General features: G+C 45.4%; 3 protein-coding genes. All 3 read left to right on the top strand.

Annotation, left to right across the window (positions count from 1 at the left end; genetic code table 11):
• Positions 1-58 precede the first annotated feature (58 nt).
• Positions 59-322 carry a type II toxin-antitoxin system RelB/DinJ family antitoxin gene (locus ICN38_RS06535; RefSeq protein ID WP_216256281.1) on the top strand — a complete coding sequence of 88 codons (264 nt, stop codon included), beginning with the start codon at positions 59-61 and terminating at the stop codon, positions 320-322.
• A complete protein-coding gene (locus ICN38_RS06530; protein ID WP_216256280.1) occupies positions 309-590 on the top strand; it encodes a type II toxin-antitoxin system YafQ family toxin in 282 nt (93 codons plus the stop codon). The genes ICN38_RS06535 and ICN38_RS06530 overlap by 14 nt, the downstream gene beginning before the upstream one ends.
• Positions 591-1,369: 779 nt before the next feature.
• On the top strand, positions 1,370-20,640 hold a 19,271-nt coding region (locus ICN38_RS06525; protein ID WP_216256279.1), incomplete at its 3' end, for a YDG domain-containing protein.

The raw sequence follows: 20,640 nt of genomic DNA, 5'->3' as shown, positions 1-20,640 counted from the left end.
GTAGCTACATAATAAAGCACCTCAAAGAAGTGCATCAACTGAGGAAGGAGAAATAAAAATGGCTGCAAATGCTGTAGTGAGAGCGCGCATTGACGAAGATATTAAGAATGAAGCAACACTAGTGCTAGAGGCAATGGGCCTTACCGTATCCGATGCATTAAGAATGATGATGGTGCGCATTGCTAAAGAAAAGTCACTTCCATTTGAGCTCCTGGTACCTAACGCTAAAACAATTTCAACTATGCGCGAAGCTCGGGATAGACAGCTAAAGTCATTTGGATCAACTAAAGCCCTGATGAAGGATCTGAATGCGAAGAATTGAGCGAACAACTCAATTTAAACGAGATTACAAGCGGCAAAAGAAGGGTAGATATAAAGATGAGTTGGAAGGTGTCCTAGTCGAAATTATTGATTTATTGGTGTTTGATGACGACCTCCCAGCGCGTTGTTTTGATCATCCACTAATTGGCCAATGGAAGGATTTTAGGGATTGTCATATCAAGCCAGATTTAATCCTCATTTACGAAAAACCGGACTTTGAAATACTCAGGTTAGTTAGGCTTGGATCGCATAGCGATTTAGGTTTATGACTCTATTATTTAGGACAAAATACTCGAGTAAATAATGAAAAAACAGACTAATTTTTCAATCAAAAATTGACTAATAAATATCGAAAAATGAGCAACATTTTTACGTAAAAAATTGACTCAAAAAAGCTGTAAATCTTATGCAATAAAAGTACAAAAAAGACTCACCTATTTTTAAAAAATATCGTCATCCCATAATCAAAAAAACAAACATTTTTTAGTTCAATATTTAGCATTGAATAAGAGCCAAATTACAGGTTCATTTTTGCAATATAAACATGTAAAAATGAGTCGTCATTTTGATGAGTAGATTTGTCAAATCTACGCTAGAACTACAATCTATTTCTAGCATATTTTTTTAAAAATATATCCCTAAATAATCATCAATTTATTACATGATTGATGATGATGAATGGCTGCATCAACAAGCAACCATGGTGTATGCGTTGATTGAATATCACGTCTGAATTACATCCGAAATCACTCATGAACAGTCTCAACTGCACTCAAAATTTGGCTCATTTCTGGGGTCTGGAGTTTCAGATGAAACAGACGGGGGTGGCATAACATCCCTCCATTTATTCCTTAGGAAATTTCATAAAGCGGAAAAAACATCCAATTTTTCCCTATTTTGGTCAATTTGTTACCCCTAGGGTGAATTCTTAAAAACCCTCTAAAACGCGAAAATTTCATCTGTCGTTTTACTAGTAAAGACCTACGATTTGTACCTTGATTTGCTTACAGGGTCGCTCCCTGTAAAAAATTCTTCTCTAGATTCGCATTTGCAGAATCCAATCGCTAAACGTGTAGCAATTTTTTTATTGCTCGCATTGGCGGTCTTGTTGCACGTCAATTTTTCGCACGCACAAACAGTGAATGTGAATATGAACCCAGGTGGCGGAAAAGTCGTCGCTGGAACAGCAGTCATTACTCAGTCTGGTCTTCAAACAAACGTTAATCAGAGTAGTCAAAGAGCAGTTGTCAATTGGGACAGTTTTAACGTCGGAAAAGATGCGACCGTTAACTTTAATCAACCCAATAGTTCAGCGGTAACTTTGAACCGAGTTACAGGTTCATCTCCAAGCGTTATTGATGGTGCAATAAAAGCCAATGGACAAGTTGTTTTGGTTAACCCAAATGGCATCACTTTTGGACGTGGTGCACAGGTGGATGCAGCAGGAGTTGTGGCATCAACGATGAACATCTCAGACAAAGATTTTATGGATGGAAAATCCACCTATAAAGGTGACGGTACTGGCAAGATTTTGAATGAAGGAAAAATCACTACCAATTCCAAAGATGGGTACATTGCATTACTAGCTCCTGAAGTTCGTAATGACGGTTACCTTGTTGCCAAAATGGGAGCTGGAACAGTGGCTCTAGCAGCAGGCAAACAAATCACTCTGGACTTTAGGGGGGATAACCTCATTTCGGTCAAAGTAGACGAATCGACCGTTAACGCCCTGATCGAGAATAAGCGCCTTGTTAAGGTCGAAGGTGGCCTAGTCATCATTGCTGCAGGCGCAGCAAGTAATCTGATGAACTCCGTGATCAAAAACACTGGTCGCATCTCTGCTTCTTCTGCGGTGAACAATGGTGGCGTAATCGAGTTCATTGCATCAAACATCACCCAAGCTGGACAAATCAGTGCCAATGGCAAGGGATCTAATAGCGATGGTGGCAAGATTACTTTGCAAGGTGAAGACATCACTTTGGCTGACGGATCTAATACCAATGCCAGAGGCACAGCTAATGGGGGTCTGATTAACGTCGGTACTACTAAAGTCACTTTTACTCAGAACCAAGACGGTACCCGATCAAATGTTCAAGCTGAGAATCTAGCTAAAACCACAACAGTACAAGCCGGCGCCACAGTGGATGCCTCATCTACCAGTAAGGGTAATGGAGGCGATATCAACATTTGGTCTGCAGTCAAAACCATCGTTGCAGGCACCTTCAAGGCCCAAGGCGGAATAAATGGCGGTAACGGCGGCTTTGTAGAAACCAGTTCGTCCGGTGTTTTAGAGATCCTTAAATCCACGGTAGTCGATGTCACCGCAAAACTTGGCAAAGCCGGATCATGGCTGCTTGACCCAGAATCTATGACCATTAGTGCGTCAACCGCATCAGCCATCTCCACTGCCTTGGCAACTTCTAACGTCACTATTGAAGTCAAGGGTGATTTAACGGTAGCTGCAGGCGCAGCCATTGCCCCAAGTAACGGAGCGGCAACCACCTTAACGCTCAACGCTACAGGCACTATTACGAACAATGGCACCATTAGCACTAGTAATACTGGTAGCTTGGTTACTAACTCTGCTGCTCTATCCCTATCAGCTGGAAGTACAACTAGTGCAAATCAGATCACTGCAACTGCCCAGGCAGTCACTGTTAATGGCTCACTCTCATCAACTGGTGGATCAAGTGGATCGATTAATGTCACCGGCGGAGCGATTATCGTGGCAGGAAGGGTGAGCTCCAATGGCTCATCTACCACCGGTAGCGCTACTACAAGCAATACGGCAACCACCAGAACCAGAGAAGAGGAGTTAGCTGCTCAGGCGCCTTCTGCACCAACAGCCAATGCCAACACAACTACTACCCAAATAGCAGCTAAAGCACAAGCAGCCGCAGCAAGTACTGCAGTAGCAGCTACAGTAGCAAGTAATAATGTGAGTGCCAATGCTGCAAAGGTATCAATCCCAGCAGTGGTGAACAACCTAGCCAATAATGCTAATGCTGGTTCAGCAGTCATTACTCCAGCGGTTAATGTTGTCAATCTGACCGCGCCTACAGCAGCAGTCCTCAATACCAATATCGCCAATGCTGCTCAAGCAGCAGGGCAGGGAACGACCACCATTATTAATGTGGCAAGCGCATCAAGTGGAACAACTCCATCAGCACCAAGTGCTCCATTAGCGAGCTTGACCTTTACCGCGCAAACGCCAAGCCAGGTTACACAAGCAGCAAGTGCAGCAACAGCAAGCCCCAATACTGCTGGCGGCACGATTACGATGACTGCAAGCAATAGCGTAACAGCTACCTCAACAGCAAGTATTACCGCTAATGCCGCTCCAGCAACAGCCGATCAACCTGCCATTAGTTCAGCAGGGGGCACCATTAATATTGCCGCCCCACAAGTAATTACCCAATCGGGCTCTGTCATGCAGGCTAACGGCAATAATGGCCCTGGCGGCAACTTCAATCTGCAAGCTACACAACTTTCTATTGCAGGATCAGTACAAGCCAACGGCAACACCGGCGGTACGATCACAGCAGTAACAAACAGTAGCAATCTTCAATCTGGATCTTTAATCCAGGCAAATGGTAATAACGGCCCCGGCGGCGCCATTACCCTTCAAACCATTAATAACCAAGTTATTAATAACGCCCAACTCCAAGCCAATGGCTCAGGTAATGGCGGCAACATCCAACTTATCACCACATCTGGTGATATCAATTTACAAAGTGCAATCATCCAAACCAATGGCGCTAATGGCCGTGGTGGACAAATTGGGATTGCCGCTACGAATTACACTGCATTAGAGTCTTCCACAGTAGAAGCAACTGGATATATCCAAGGTGGACACATCCTCATTGGTAATGATGCGAAGAACGCAGGTAACAACAGCGCACTCCCATTCTCCATCTTTACTAATCTTGATGCCAATAGCATCATCAACGTAAATCAAACCGATCTACTGAACACTACCGGCGGTGGTTTTATCGAAACCTCTGGACAAACCATCAACTTACTATCGAGTATTAATGCTGGTAGAGGGGGGATGTGGTTATTGGATCCAACGAACGTCACTATCAGCACTACTAGTGGCACTTCATCTGGAAGCAATCCACTCTTATTTACAAATCAAACAAATGTTAGTGCCACTCAAATTCAAACGGCAATTAATGCTGGAACAAGCGTTCAAATCATTGCTGATGGAACCATCACTCAAACTGCTAACTTAACATTTGCTCCAGCAGCTAGTGTGAATGTTGGCTTGACCTTTGACAATAGAACCGGCACAGCGCAATCTATTACTCTTACTGGTACAACTACCAATACTGGGGCTGGAAATCTTACGCTCAATTACTTGTCTAGTGGTCAAATTGCGATAAATGGTGCGATTAACTCAACTAGCACTGGAAAGGTAAATGTACTTGCCCAATCTTTTTATGCTGCCAATGCAATAGCCACTTGTTCAGCGGGTGTATGTGCCAATATTTATAACGGAGCCTCTGGAAGCATTACCACCAAGGGTGGATACGTGGTACTTGACGCAACAGGCGGATCAATTTCAGGAACAATCATTACCCCGGGGACGATTGCAAATGCGCCTATATATTTGGCTGCAGCAATTAATACAACTACATCTGGCTTAACAACAAGTAGTGCAGGAGGAAATTTATCTGTAGCTGGTGCAGATTCTATTGCTAATGTCGTAGGGTCGTTTGAGTACTCAGTTGGTCTTAATATTGGTGGAAATGCAAATATTCAGTTAAAAAATACTGCAACCGCAAGTTATGGTTTTGTAGTCAATAACTATGCAACAACAGCGCCATTGACTGTATATGGAAATATTGATATCAGTAGTAACGGCGTAAATGCAAACTCAGTCGGATTAATTTATCTAACATCAGCTTTAACTTCCACTACAGGCAATATCAACTTAACTGCAAGCTCAACAAATACAACTATTGCCACCAATCCTGGAGTCAGTTCCTTATCAACAGGAACAATTACCGCTAATTCTGGCGCAATAACCATTAATAGTAATACTTATGTAAGTTCCCCTGTAGTTCTTGCGGGAGCTATTTCCGCAAAAAGTATTGCAATTACCGGTACTGCAACGACTGCTTCAACAATCGTCTCACTTGGTGCAATCACAATTGCCACAGGCGGTACTGATTTGTCTGTAATAGCCAACAATACAGCTGCAGGAGCTAACACTGGAATTACTCAAACTGGTGCCATTACCAATAATGCTTCTGGTGGCAATATTAGTTTCATTTCTAACAACATCATTAATCAAACTGGCGCAATCACTTTAGCTGCTAATACTTCTGGGACAGCAAGTGCTATTACCTATGACACTACGAGTGGCAATAAAGCTGCCAATATTACTGGTGGAGTATTAACGATTGCGGCAGGATCTACTAGTGATGTTAATTACATTGCCAAATCAGCTGGCTCCGGAATTAATCCGGGCAGTATTGGCTCTTCCACGGCTTCTTTACCTGGCTATGTGCTGTTAGATAACACATACGGCGCTGCGAGTGGAGCGCCTGTGTCTGGCTATATTACGAATGCAAACTCAGGTACATTAACCGGCGCAATTATTGGTGTGAATGTTAACTCAGCCATTACTGCAACTAAGAACATTACATTAATTGGCGCCTCTCAGACAGGGTATTACTCTGTTGCCATGACTGCTGCAATCACCACTTCTATGGGTTCAATCGCAGTTACAGGCTCAGGTATTAACTATTCCGTTTATAGTTCCGCCGCAGGAACATTAACTGCATCAACAGGCTCATTAACAATTAACGGCACTTCTACTACGGGTCAGGCAGTTCAATTAGCGGGTGCCATTACAACCCAAACCGGCATCACAATCAATGGCACAGGCACTACCGCAACTACCATTGTGACTGCAGGTGCAATGACGCTTGGTATAGGATATGCAGCCGGAACTTCATCAAGTCCAACAGTTATTTCTAACGCAGCAGGTACCTCAGGTAGCTTAATTGGTTTAGTAAGCGGCGCAACAATGCCAACTGTTAGCTCTGCAGCAATAAGTATTTTGGTGGCTGGAACGAGTGTTGCTTATGGTAATCCAGTTACTGCAGTTGCTTTACTCAGCTCAACCTCTAATACCGCTACTTATATTATTGGATATGCTGATGCAACTTATTCCAAGATGGTTCAAGTCGTTTTAACGTCTAGTAGTGGTTCTGTTTACGCAACAGAGAGTTCTGCCAAGTACAACACAACTCTTCTTTCCACAGGTGGAGCATCTAATCTATTGGGTGGCTCTACTAATATTTTATCGCTTTGGAATGGTTCTGCTGCAGGGGGTCTTGGAACTGCAACAGCGATGACTCTTGCAACATCGTCAACCACTGGTGGTTATGGCGCTGCTAATCTAGTTTTAAGTGGGGTCGGATACGTTCGTAATAACCCCTCTGGAAATATCACCGTTACGGCAAATAATACTGCTGCTGGTAGTAATACTGGTATCACCCAATCTGGCGCCATTACTAATAATGTCAGTGGCTCAAACATCACCTTCATCTCGAACAACAACATTAGTCAGAATGGCGCTATCAGTCTGGTAGCGAATACTAGCGGTACAGCAGCCAATATTACTTACGACACCACTACTGGTAATAAAAGTTCAACTATTCTCTCTGGTGCATTAACCATTGCCTCAGGATCTACATCAGCTATTAATTACATAATGAAGTCTGATGGCGGGGCGATTAACCCAGGTGTTATTGGAAGCACTTCGGTTGCTCTTCCAGGTTACGTATTAATTGACAATACCTATGGTTGTACCGGCACTGGATGCGCGTCAACCTCTGGCTTTATTAATACCACCGCTAATAATTTGGGCACTTTAGCAACAGGATCTATAGGCGTCACAATCAATGGTGTCATTTATGCTACTGGCGCCATTACGATTAATGGTGTAGCCAGCGCTAACCAAGGTATTGGTATCTCGGCAATCATTACATCTACTGGTGGGGCGGTTACGCTGAATGGTGGTACTACAAATAGCTATGGTGTCTATAACCCATCATCCTTAATTGCTGGCAACAGCATCACCATCACTGGAACATCTACAGCAATCGCTGCTTGGGATGTTCAGCTATCTACTCTCACTATTAACAGCGCTGCTACTGGTGGCAGTATTACTGTAACTGGCAATATCATTAATACTCCGGGCGCCAATGGCGGTATTTATCAAGCAGGTGCGATTACTGGTACCAATGGCTCAAACATCACCTTCATCTCGAACAACAACATTAGTCAGAATGGCGCTATCAGTCTGGTAGCGAATACTAGCGGTACAGCAGCCAATATTACTTACGACACCACTACTGGTAATAAAAGTTCAACTATTCTCTCTGGTGCATTAACCATTGCCTCAGGATCTACATCAGCTATTAATTACATAATGAAGTCTGATGGCGGGGCGATTAACCCAGGTGTTATTGGAAGCACTTCGGTTGCTCTTCCAGGTTACGTATTAATTGACAATACCTATGGTTGTACCGGCACTGGATGCGCGTCAACCTCTGGCTTTATTAATACCACCGCTAATAATTTGGGCACTTTAGCAACAGGATCTATAGGCGTCACAATCAATGGTGTCATTTATGCTACTGGCGCCATTACGATTAATGGTGTAGCCAGCGCTAACCAAGGTATTGGTATCTCGGCAATCATTACATCTACTGGTGGGGCGGTTACGCTGAATGGTGGTACTACAAATAGCTATGGTGTCTATAACCCATCATCCTTAATTGCTGGCAACAGCATCACCATCACTGGAACATCTACAGCAATCGCTGCTTGGGATGTTCAGCTATCTACTCTCACTATTAACAGCGCTGCTACTGGTGGCAGTATTACTGTAACTGGCAATATCATTAATACTCCGGGCGCCAATGGCGGTATTTATCAAGCAGGTGCGATTACTGGTACCAATGGCTCAAATATCACCTTCATCTCGAACAACAACATTAGTCAGAATGGCGCTATCAGTCTGGTAGCGAATACTAGCGGTACAGCAGCCAATATTACTTACGATACAACCGCAGGTAATAAAACTTCTACTATTAATACAGCCGCCTTAACAATTTCTGCTGGGTCTACTTCAGGCATAAATTATTCTGTATTGGCTGCAGGTAGTGCAATCACCATCGGTGGTGCAGTTGCCGTCCCTGGATCAATTACTTTAGACAACACCTTTGGCTGTTCAGGATCAGGATGCGCCCCTGTATCGGGCTACTTGAATAAGAATCTCGCTAGTTGGGCTACTTTAGCCACTACCAGTAACGGCATCGTTATCAATAACACTCTGAGCGGCACGGCAATTACGATTAACGGCATCAATGCCAGTGGAACTACAGGAGGTGGAGGCGGTGTCATGGTTATGGCGGGTTTAACAGCTACTACTGGCAACATTAATATTACGGGTACAAGTACTACCGGCAATGCCGTTGCTAACCTCAATGGATCTTGGGGTTTAAGCCCTATTGTTGCCAATAATGGGGCAGTTAATATCACCGGTACATCCACCGCTACTGGTAATGGCGTAGAACTAGGCCCCAATAATTCCATAAGCGCCAAATCAATCACGATTATTGGTTCAGAAGTCGGTGGTACTTATGCCGTTTATCTCAATACGATGACGATCGTCGCTGGCGGTACGAATCTAAACGTCACCGGCACTGTCAATCTCAATACCGATAATGGTATCTATCAGGCTGGCGCCATTAACGATAATGCGACGGGTTCAAACATTAGCTTTATTTCTAATGGCATCATCAACCAAACTGGTGCGATTACGTTAGTGGCTAATGCTGCATCTACTGCAGTAAGTGTTACCTACAACACTACTAGCGGCAATAAGAGTGCAAACATTACTACTGGTGCTTTAACAGTTGCCGCAGGCGCCAATACCTCAGCGATTAACTACATTGCAAAATCATCTGGGTCGGCAATTAATCCGGGTGCAATTGGTTCTAGCACAGTTGCTTTGCCTGGTTATGTGTTAATCGATAACACTTATGGATGCACTGGGACAAACTGCACTCCAGTAACGGGCTTTATTAATCCAACTATCAACAATATCGCTTCGTTGGCTACGGGTTCAGTTGGCATCACATTGAATAACGCAATTTACGCCACTAATACAATTGCTATGAATGGCTCTGCAAACGCCAATCAAGGGATCGGAATTTCTGCAGCGATCACATCGACCGGCGGAGCGGTTAGTCTGACCGGTTCAACCACAAATAGTTATGGCGTCTACAACCCGTCATCCTTGATCACCGCTAATAGCATCACGGTTACCGGCACATCTTCCGCAGCTGCCACCTGGGATGTACAACTTTCTGCCTTAACAATTAATAGCACGGCAATTGGAGGTAGCATTACCGTTATCGGTAACGTGATCAATACTCCAGGTGCTAACGGCGGTATTTATCAATCTGGTGCAATCACTGGCGCAAACGGCTCAAGTATCAGCTTCATTTCTAATAACAATATTAGTCAGAACGGCGCTATTAATTTGCCAGCGAATGCCAGCGGCACTCCGGCAAACATTACCTATGATGTGACGACAGGTAATAAGACATCAACCATCTCGGCTACCGGCATATTAAGCATTGCATCTGGATCAACCTCTGCAATTAACTATATTGAAATTGCATCTGGTGCCGCTCTAACTACCTCAGCAATTGGTAGCAGCACCATTCCTTTGCCAGGCTATGTTTTATTTGATAACACCTATGGATGTGCTGGTACTGGATGTACCCCCGTGAGCGGATATCTAAATAGTTCTCTTGCGAACTGGGCTACATTGGTAACAACCAGTAACGGTATTGTGGTTTCAACTGCAATCTATGCAACAAACTCCATTACTATTAACGGTATCAATGCCAGTGGAACTACAGGAGGTGGAGGCGGTGTCATGGTGATGGCGGGCTTAACAGCCACTACTGGCAATATTAATATCACCGGTACCAGTACGACTGGTATTGGGGTTGCTAACCTCAATGGCTCTTGGGGTTTAAGCCCTATTGTTGCCAATAATGGGGCAGTTAATATCACTGGTACATCCACCGCTACAGGTAACGGTGTAGAGCTAGGACCCAATAACTCCATCAGCGCCAAATCAATCACGATTATTGGTTCAGAAGTCGGTGGTACTTATGCCGTTTATCTGAACACGATGACGATCGTGGCTGGTGGTACGAATCTAAACGTCACCGGCACTGTCAATCTCAATACCGATACTGGTATCTATCAGGCTGGCGCCATTAACGATAATGCAGTTGGTGGCAATATCAGATTTATTAGTAACGGCATCATCAACCAAACTGGTGCGATCAGTTTGGTGGCGAATACGGGCGGTACTGCAGCAAACATCATCTACGATACGACCTCTGGTACTAAAGCTTCCAATATCACGACTGGCGCCTTGACGATTGCTGCTGGCACCAATACCTCAGGTATTAACTACATTGTGAAGTCTGCTGGTTCAGCTATTAATCCAGGCACGATCGGTAGTTCAACCCTGACATTGCCTGGTTATGTATTGATCGATAACACCTTTGGCTGTACTGGCACAGGCTGTACACCAGCTACTGGCTTTATTAATACGACAACTAATAATCTAGCCTCATTAGCAACTACTTCTGTTGGTTTAACGATTAATAACGCGATTTATGCCGCTGGCGCTATTACTGCTAATGGTGTTGCTAGCGCCAATCAAGGTATTGGTTACACAGCAGCAATGACTTCAACGGGTAGTAATGTCATCTTGACTGGAGGCACGACAACTAGTTATGGCGTCTATGGTACTGCTTTAATCACCGCCAATAACATCACGATTACTGGTACCTCCTCCGGTGCACCTTCTTATGATGCCTACTTAAATGCTCTGACCATTAATGCTGGCGCAACCGGTGGCAGCATCACGATTGCCGGTAATGTGATTGCTACCCCAGGTACTGCAGGTGGTATCTATCAGTCTGGCGCGATTACTGGGGTCAGCGGTACCAACATTAGCTTTATCTCGAATAACAATATTAGCCAGAACGGTGCAATCAGCTTAGCAGCAAACACTAGCGGCACTGCCTCGAATATTACCTACGACACTACCACCGGTAATAAGACTTCGACCCTTAGTAGTGCTGCCTTAACGATTGCTACTGGATCGACTTCAGCCATTAACTACATCATCAAGACTAATGGTGGCACGATCTCGCCACCAGCCATTAGTGTTCCTGGCTACATCCTTTTGGATAACACTTGCCTAGGCTGTGCAACAGCGACAACACCGGCTAATGCTGCAGTGAACGGTAATGCGATTACTTTAGGTGGCGCATTATCTGCTGGAACTTTAGCAGGCACTACTGGTATCATGATTAATGCGGTAGCGAATGGCACAGGCGTAGGCTTTGTGCAAGGCGCCAATGCCATCGCCTCTAGTGCTGGTGGCGTTACCATTACTGCGAATGGTCAAACCGGCACTGGGTATACCAGCTCAGGCGCCATTACCGCCACTGGCCAAGCGGTCACGATCAACGCAACTATCACTACAGGTTCGGCTATTAATGACACTGGCGCCATCACTGGTGGGATAGTGACCATTACCGGATCACAAACTACTGCAACCGCAACGGCAACGGTCGTAACAGTAACTGGCCTTATCACAGCTAACAATGTCACGATCACTGGTAATGGTGGCGCAGCATCGACTATCGTCTCACTCGGTGCGGTAACGATTAATGCAGGCGGTAGCAACCTCACAGTGACAGCTAATAATGTCGCAGGAGGGGGCAATACTGGTATTACCCAAACTGGTGCTATCACTGACAACGCAGTCGGTAGCAACATCACCTTCACTTCGAATAACATCATCAACCAAACTGGTGCGATCAGTTTGGTGGCGAATACGGGCGGTACTGCAGCAAACATCATCTACGATACGACCTCTGGTACTAAAGCTTCCAATATCACGACTGGCGCCTTGACGATTGCTGCTGGCACCAATACCTCAGGTATTAACTACATTGTGAAGTCTGCTGGTTCAGCTATTAATCCAGGCACGATCGGTAGTTCAACCCTGACATTGCCTGGTTATGTATTGATCGATAACACCTTTGGCTGTACTGGCACAGGCTGTACACCAGCTACTGGCTTTATTAATACGACAACTAATAATCTAGCCTCATTAGCAACTACTTCTGTTGGTTTAACGATTAATAACGCGATTTATGCCGCTGGCGCTATTACTGCTAATGGTGTTGCTAGCGCCAATCAAGGTATTGGTTACACAGCAGCAATGACTTCAACGGGTAGTAATGTCATCTTGACTGGAGGCACGACAACTAGTTATGGCGTCTATGGTACTGCTTTAATCACCGCCAATAACATCACGATTACTGGTACCTCCTCCGGTGCACCTTCTTATGATGCCTACTTAAATGCTCTGACCATTAATGCTGGCGCAACCGGTGGCAGCATCACGATTGCCGGTAATGTGATTGCTACCCCAGGTACTGCAGGTGGTATCTATCAGTCTGGCGCGATTACTGGGGTCAGCGGTACCAACATTAGCTTTATCTCGAATAACAATATTAGCCAGAACGGTGCAATCAGCTTAGCAGCAAACACTAGCGGCACTGCCTCGAATATTACCTACGACACTACCACCGGTAATAAGACTTCGACCATTAGTAGTGCTGCCTTAACGATTGCTACTGGATCGACTTCAGCCATTAACTACATCATCAAGACTAATGGTGGCACGATCTCGCCACCAGCCATTAGTGTTCCTGGCTACATCCTTTTGGATAACACTTGCCTAGGCTGTGCAACAGCGACAACACCGGCTAATGCTGCAGTGAACGGTAATGCGATTACTTTAGGTGGCGCATTATCTGCTGGAACTTTAGCAGGCACTACTGGTATCATGATTAATGCGGTAGCGAATGGCACAGGCGTAGGCTTTGTGCAAGGCGCCAATGCCATCGCCTCTAGTGCTGGTGGCGTTACCATTACTGCGAATGGTCAAACCGGCACTGGGTATACCAGCTCAGGCGCCATTACCGCCACTGGCCAAGCGGTCACGATCAACGCAACTATCACTACAGGTTCGGCTATTAATGACACTGGCGCCATCACTGGTGGGATAGTGACCATTACCGGATCACAAACTACTGCAACCGCAACGGCAACGGTCGTAACAGTAACTGGCCTTATCACAGCTAACAATGTCACGATCACTGGTAATGGTGGCGCAGCATCGACTATCGTCTCACTCGGTGCGGTAACGATTAATGCAGGCGGTAGCAACCTCACAGTGACAGCTAATAATGTCGCAGGAGGGGGCAATACTGGTATTACCCAAACTGGTGCTATCACTGACAACGCAGTCGGTAGCAACATCACCTTCACTTCGAATAACATCATCAACCAAACTGGTGCGATCAGTTTGGTGGCGAATACGGGTACGCCAATAGCCAATGTGATTTATGACACCACTAGAGGCGCTAGGACTTCCAATATTACCAGTGGAGTACTAACTTTCACTACAGGAGTAGGTTCTGTAATTAACTATATTGCCAAGTCAGCAGGATCTTCTATTGATCCTGGTGCCATTGGTACATCAACAATATTCTTGCCTGGTTATGTATTGATTGATAACACCTTCGGTTGTTCTGGTACGGGCTGCACACCAGCTACTGGCTTTATTAATACAACGACTAATAACTTGTCCACACTGGCTACAGCTTCCAACGTTGGAATTGGCATAAATGATGCTATTTATGCTACTGGCAATATCGTAATTAGCGGTGTATCAAGCAACTCTTCCGGCGTCAATTATTCTGCAGCAATTAAAACTACTGGTGGTGGAATTACTATCACAGGCAGTTCAACTGCAAATTACGGTATATACGCCAGTAGTGCTGCAGGCATTGCGACTGCAACTAGCACTATGAACGGTGCGATTACATTTAATGGCTACTCAAGCGCAACTTCAAGTCACGCTATTTATACCTCAGCATCTGCAACAATTACTGGCGCTACCGGCGTTTACTTAACTGGTCTGGGCTCTAGTGGCAATATCACTACTGGCGCGCTCATTCAGAATTCGGGAGCTACTGGTGGTGTCATCGTTGATGCTGTTGGTAATGTCAGCCTTACAGGCGTAACTAATTCTGGTGTAAATGGCATTCGGATTACTGCTGGTGATGGTATTGCGGCTGGCACAATTACAGGCGGTAATGTCACAGCCGTAGGTACCATTACCAATACTGGAGGAGTTGTAGGCATCTCTATGGCAGCGCCTGAGAATGCAGCTTGCACTACAGGTTGTACGATTGCCAATGCTATCGGCATTACCACTGCTAATGCGGATGCGACTAAAAATATCTCCTACGGCATATTGGGAGGGGCTCTTGTAAATGCATCCGCTTATACAGGTGGCAACTTCATCAACTATCGTCAGAGACTAACTAATACTCTGGCTATTTCTGTCACCCTCAATTCCAACTATTCTGCGGAGTACGGTACAGGCTACAACTCAGCCTCGGCTAATACTTGGTTGCAGGCTAACTCGACAGTGAGTTATACAGGTTCTATTACTGCAAGCTTTGGTGTGACTACGACTACAATGGCTTACGTTAAATCAGTGCTGATGTTCAGTCCAACAGTGGGAGGCACTACAAGTTCTAATGGCACTAATGCTAATGCCGTACAGACTAATACTGCCCTGACTGCTGCCAGCGTATCAGCAACAGACGGTTCAGCAGTCACTTTAGTTCCAGCAGGACGGACTTACTCAATTGCACCGGCTGTATTAGGTATTAGCGTTAGTGGCGTTTATAACGGCACAACCTCTTATTCAAACCAAAACGCTACCATCGTTACAACAGGTTTGGCAGCATGGGACACGATTACTAATGTCACAGTGAGTTCTGCAAATGCTTATACTGCAAATGCTTATGTGACTGCCGTCGCTGGAACTGCAACTGGTGTCAATACATTCTCATCCCTCAATTACTTAATTAATGGCGCATTCAATAGCGCCTTGACTAATGGTTTACCTGTTAAAACATCACAAAGCTCTGCAACTAATAGGGTCACTATTACTCCAGCGCCATTAGGTGTGACTATTAATGCTGTTTATAGTGGCACTACGTCAGTTACCCCAACATCCTTTACTATTACTGGCTTAGTTAATAGCCAAACAATTACTGGTATTAGTGCTGCAACGATTAATGCAATTAATGTATCTGCTAATACTAGCAACTACGTAACGGCTATTACTCTTGGTGGAGGTACCGCATCGATCGGGAACTATTTCATCAATCCTGTATACAACACGGTCAGCAGTAATACTCAAAACACTGTCACGCTTACTCCAAAAGCATTGACAGTAACCGGCATCACCATCGCCGCTAAGACCTATGATGGTACGAAGAGTGCTACGGTAAGCGGTGGCTCCTTGGTTGGTGTCTCAGCAGTAGATCTAGCTAATGTAACTCTTGCGCAAAGCGCTACTTTTGTTTCACCTAATGTGGCTAATAACGTAGCCTTAGTAATGGTGGGTAGTATTTCAGGTTCTGCTAGCGGTAATTACACCTTAACTCAGCCCACAGGTATTACTGCCAATATCTCGCAGAAGGTACTCACGGTAGGTGGTACTACAGTTGCTGCTAATAAAGTCTATGACGGCACTACTGCAGCAACTATTACGGGCGGAACTTTGGTTGGTGTCGTCACTGCCGACCTTGCAAACGTGAACTTAATTCAGTCGGGCAGCTTTGCTCAAAGCAATGTAGCTAATGCCATTAGCGTCACAATTAACGATAGCCTCAGTGGCCCTGCATCAGCGAATTACATTCTGACTCAACCGGCTAATGTGACTGCTAATATCACACCAAAGGCTCTAACAGTTGCTGGTACAACAGTTGCAAATAAGGTTTATGACGGCTCAACTGCAGCTACCGTTACAGGCGGCACCTTAGTAGGTGTTCTGGGTGTTGATGCAGCGAACGTGACTTTAATCAAGGCCGGTAGCTTTACTACGGCCAATGCGGGCATTGGTATTGCCGTCACGATTTCAGATAGCATTAGCGGTAGCGCAAGCGCAAACTACTCATTAACTCAGCCCACTGGTGTAATTGCCAATATCACTCCAGCACCATTAGGCATCACGCTAGCCGGTGTCTATAGTGGCTCAACCACTGTTACTCCAACATCATTCACGCTGACTGGCTTGGTCAATGGTGAAACTATTAGCGCTATCTCAAGTGCTAACGTAGCTAATATCAATGTCGCTGCTAACAGCAGTAACTTTGTTCGCTCTATCGTTGTTGGAAGTGGTACAGCGCTAGCAAGCAACTACGCATTTAATACTATTACCTGTACTGCTGCGGGTACGAGCTTAAATACCGTCACACTGTCTACCAAAACATTAACCGTAACTGGTACGCTTGCTGATGCGAAAGTCTATGACGGCACAACCAGCGTCAACGTTTGGGGTGGATCATTGGTTGGGGTAGTGGGTGGCGATGTGGTATCGCTTAAACAAGCGGGATCATTTAATAGTGCCAATGTGGGCTCAGCAGTTGTCGTAGTCATCAATGACAGTATTTCTGGGGCATCTAGCAGCAATTACACCTTAATTCAACCAACCGGTGTAACAGCAGCCATTACCGTTAAGACTTTAACTGTCAGCGATGGTACCGTAGCACACAAGACTTATGATGGCACAACGAACGCAACCCTAACTGGCGGTTCATTAATTGGTTTGGTTGCTGGAGATGCCGGTAAGGTTACTTTAGTGCAGGCCGGAAGTTTCTCATCTCCCAACGTCAGTAACGGCATCATCATTATTGTCAATGACTCCATCACAGGGGTGGCATCAACAAACTATCGACTAGTTCAGCCAACAGGCATTACAGCCAATATCACTCCAGCCATGTTGGGTATATCTGTCGTGGGCGTTGCAAATGGCACCAATAACATCACCCCGATTTCCTACACCATTAATGGCTTAATCAATGGCCAGACGATTACAGGTTTAAGTAGCGTTACCGTTAATAGCTCCAGCATCAGCAGTAATGGCAGTAATTTTGTAACCGGTATTGTTATTTCTGGTGGAACAGCTTTGGCTACGAATTACGCCTTTGCTCCGGCCTATAGCGCTACATCTGGCATTGGCCAAAATATTGCAACCTTGGTTGCGGCGAATCAAAAGATATTGACCGTAACTGGCACTGTTGCAGTCTCTAAGGTATATGACGGTACAACGGCTATTACTATTACCGGCGGCACCTTAGTAGGGGTGAGTTCTGGTGATACCGTCAATTTAGTTCAGTCGGCTACTTTACTAAGTCCTAATGTAAGCTCAAGTGCTTCAGTGATCGTCAGCGATTCGATTACTGGCGCATCCGCTGCTAATTACATTCTGGTTCAGCCTTCTGGAATCACGGCCATTATTACCCCAGCACCATTGGGTATTACCGTATCTGGAGAATATAACGGCACAACTACGCTTGCTCCAGCCTCATACACAATTACGGGATTAGTGGCTGGCCAAACTATCACTGGAATTTCTAGTGTGTCCGTAAGCAATGCCAATGTCTCTGGCAATGGCAGTAATTACGTTACATCTATGGTAAGTAGTGGTGGTACTGCATCGCTTAGTAACTACAGCATAAATACCGGATATAACGCGAGCTCTGGAAATACAAAAAATGTGGCAACTATCACCGCTAAAGCTTTAACAGTAGGCAGTAGTTCTGTTGCCGCCAATAAAGTCTACGATGGTACTTCTACTGCAACTATTACTGGTGGGTCATTGATAGGCGTTATTGGATCCGATGTGGTGAATTTAACTCAGGCAGGTAATTTCTCTCAGAGTGCGGTGGGTAATTCAATAGCTGTAACTGCAGCAGATACTATTAGTGGCGCTGCCGCAGGAAACTATAGCCTAATTCAGCCTACTGGACTGACAGCGAACATTACTCCTAAGGTCTTGACTGTTAGCGGAGTTAGTGTTGCCAATAAGGTTTATGACGGCACAACTATTGCCAGCTCAACCCTTGGTAGCTTAGTAGGTTTAATCAGTGCAGATAGTGCAAATATCACACTCACACAAAGTGCGACCTTCTCTAGCGGCAATGTTGGTAACAGCATTCCCGTCACTGTCTATGACACAATTAGTGGGGTGGCCGCAGGGAATTACACAGTAGTTCAATTGAGTGGATTAAGTGCCAACATCACCCCTAAAAATTTAACCGTTACTGGCACAGCGATTGCCAATAAAGTCTATGACGGCACTAACACTGCAACTGTAACTTCTGGCAGCTTGGTCGGTGTTGTTGCTGCTGATTCAGCAAACGTTACCTTAACCGCAACTGCTACATTTAGCTCTACCAATTCAGGTAATGGCATTGCGATCAATATTAACGATGTACTTGGAGGCTCTGCCGCAGGTAACTACACCTTAACTCAGCCAACAGGCTTTACAGCGAACATTACACCGAAGGCCTTAACGGTGACTGGTACTACGGTTGCCAACAAAGTCTATGACGCAACTAATACGGCTACTGTAAGCGGTGGTACTTTAGTTGGTGTTGTGGCTGGCGATACTGTCGCACTGACCCAAGCAGGCACCTTTAGCCAATCTAACGTGGGCACTGGCTTAGCAGTCACGATTGCCGATAGCTTGACCAATAACAGCCTGGGTAACTACACCTTAACTCAGCCAACAGGCTTTACAGCGAACATTACACCAGCAACGATTACCGTCTCTATTGCTACCCAGACCAAGGTGTATGACAGCACCAATACTGCTTCCTTAGCTGCTGGTACTTCAAGTAACGCTGGTAGCTATACCTTGTCTGGCTTTGTGGCAGGACAGGGTGCCTATATCAATCAAACGAACGCCACTTATAACAGCGCTAACGTTGCTGATGCCGCCACCGTTTCAACCACCTTAAGCACAGGCAATTATGTGGCTTTAGGCACAACTAATCTCTCGAACTACGCTTTACCGTTGTCTATTAGCGGCACTGGTTCCATTACAGCGGCTCCGTTAACCATGACTGCTGATGCAGCTGCTAAGTTTGTAGGCCAGGCCGACCCTAGCTTTACCTATACCTTAACTGGCCTCAAAGGAGCGGATACCTCTAGCGTATTAGTTGGCGCAGCTGTGACTCGTCCAGCTGGTGAGATAGCAGGCGCTTCTTACACCTTAACGCCAAGCGCGACTGCAGCAAACTACAACATTACGCCAGTGACTGCGAGCTTGAACATCATTGCTCAAGGGCAGTTACTCATTACTGTGGGTAATGCTTCGACTAGCTACGGCACATTGACCAGTGCTAACGTAGCTGCTTCAGCTGCAGTATCTGCGTCGTATTGCTCGATTGGCAGTAACTGTGCCTTACCGACCTCCATTGTGGCTCTCAATGTCGTTGCTGGATTAAGTGCCAATACTTGGATTGCTAGCGATAGTAACGTTGGTGCAGCACAAGGCAAATACACCTTAACAATTACTCCACCTACATTAACAGCAGCTAACAGCAGCACTGGTGGTTATCTTAATGTGGGTAACTACGCCTTTACGCCATCATCTACCGTAACCACCAATGCTGGCTTTGCCACTAACTATGCTACTGGCTATCCAGTATTAACAGTTGCCGGCACTATCACCATTACGCCATTAACCCTAACGATTAATGCGCCAAGCCCAAGCAAGGTATATGACGCGACAAATGCGATTGTTGGTAATGCATTAACTGCAAGTAATGCAAAAGCAGGGGATCAGGTCATTATTAGTGGAACAGGTACATATGCCAATAGCAATGCAGGCACAGGCCTGTCTTATACGATTAGCAGTATCGCCATCAGTGGCACAGCTGGCGCTAACTATGCCTTTGCTGGCAACGTGACGGGTACTAATGGGGTGATTACTAAAGCTCCTCTCACCATTAGTGGAGCATCTATTGCTAATAAGGCATATGACGGTACTAATGTGGCAAGCTTTAGTGCTGGAACATTAAATGGCGTAGTGAGTTCTGATAGCGCAAACTTGACCCTCACTCAGGTTGCCACCTTTAGTCAAATTAATGTTGGCAATAACCTAGTAGTTACTATTGCCAATACTATTGGAGGCTCTGCCGCAGGTAACTACACCTTAACTCAGCCAACCGGTCTGACAGCGAACATTACACCGAAGGCCTTAACGGTGACTGGTACTACGGTTGCCAACAAAGTCTATGACGCAACTAATAC

The organism is Polynucleobacter sp. AP-Melu-500A-A1, assembly GCF_018882125.1.
Lineage (GTDB): Bacteria > Pseudomonadota > Gammaproteobacteria > Burkholderiales > Burkholderiaceae > Polynucleobacter.
Note: the sequence above shows the minus strand (reverse complement) of the source record. Positions and strands in the feature narration are given on the sequence as shown.

Coding starts and splice junctions, on each gene's coding strand:
- ICN38_RS06535 (WP_216256281.1), top strand. CDS start 59: ATGGCTGCAAATGCTGTAGTGAGAGCGCGCATTGACGAAGATATTAAG.
- ICN38_RS06530 (WP_216256280.1), top strand. CDS start 309: ATGCGAAGAATTGAGCGAACAACTCAATTTAAACGAGATTACAAGCGG.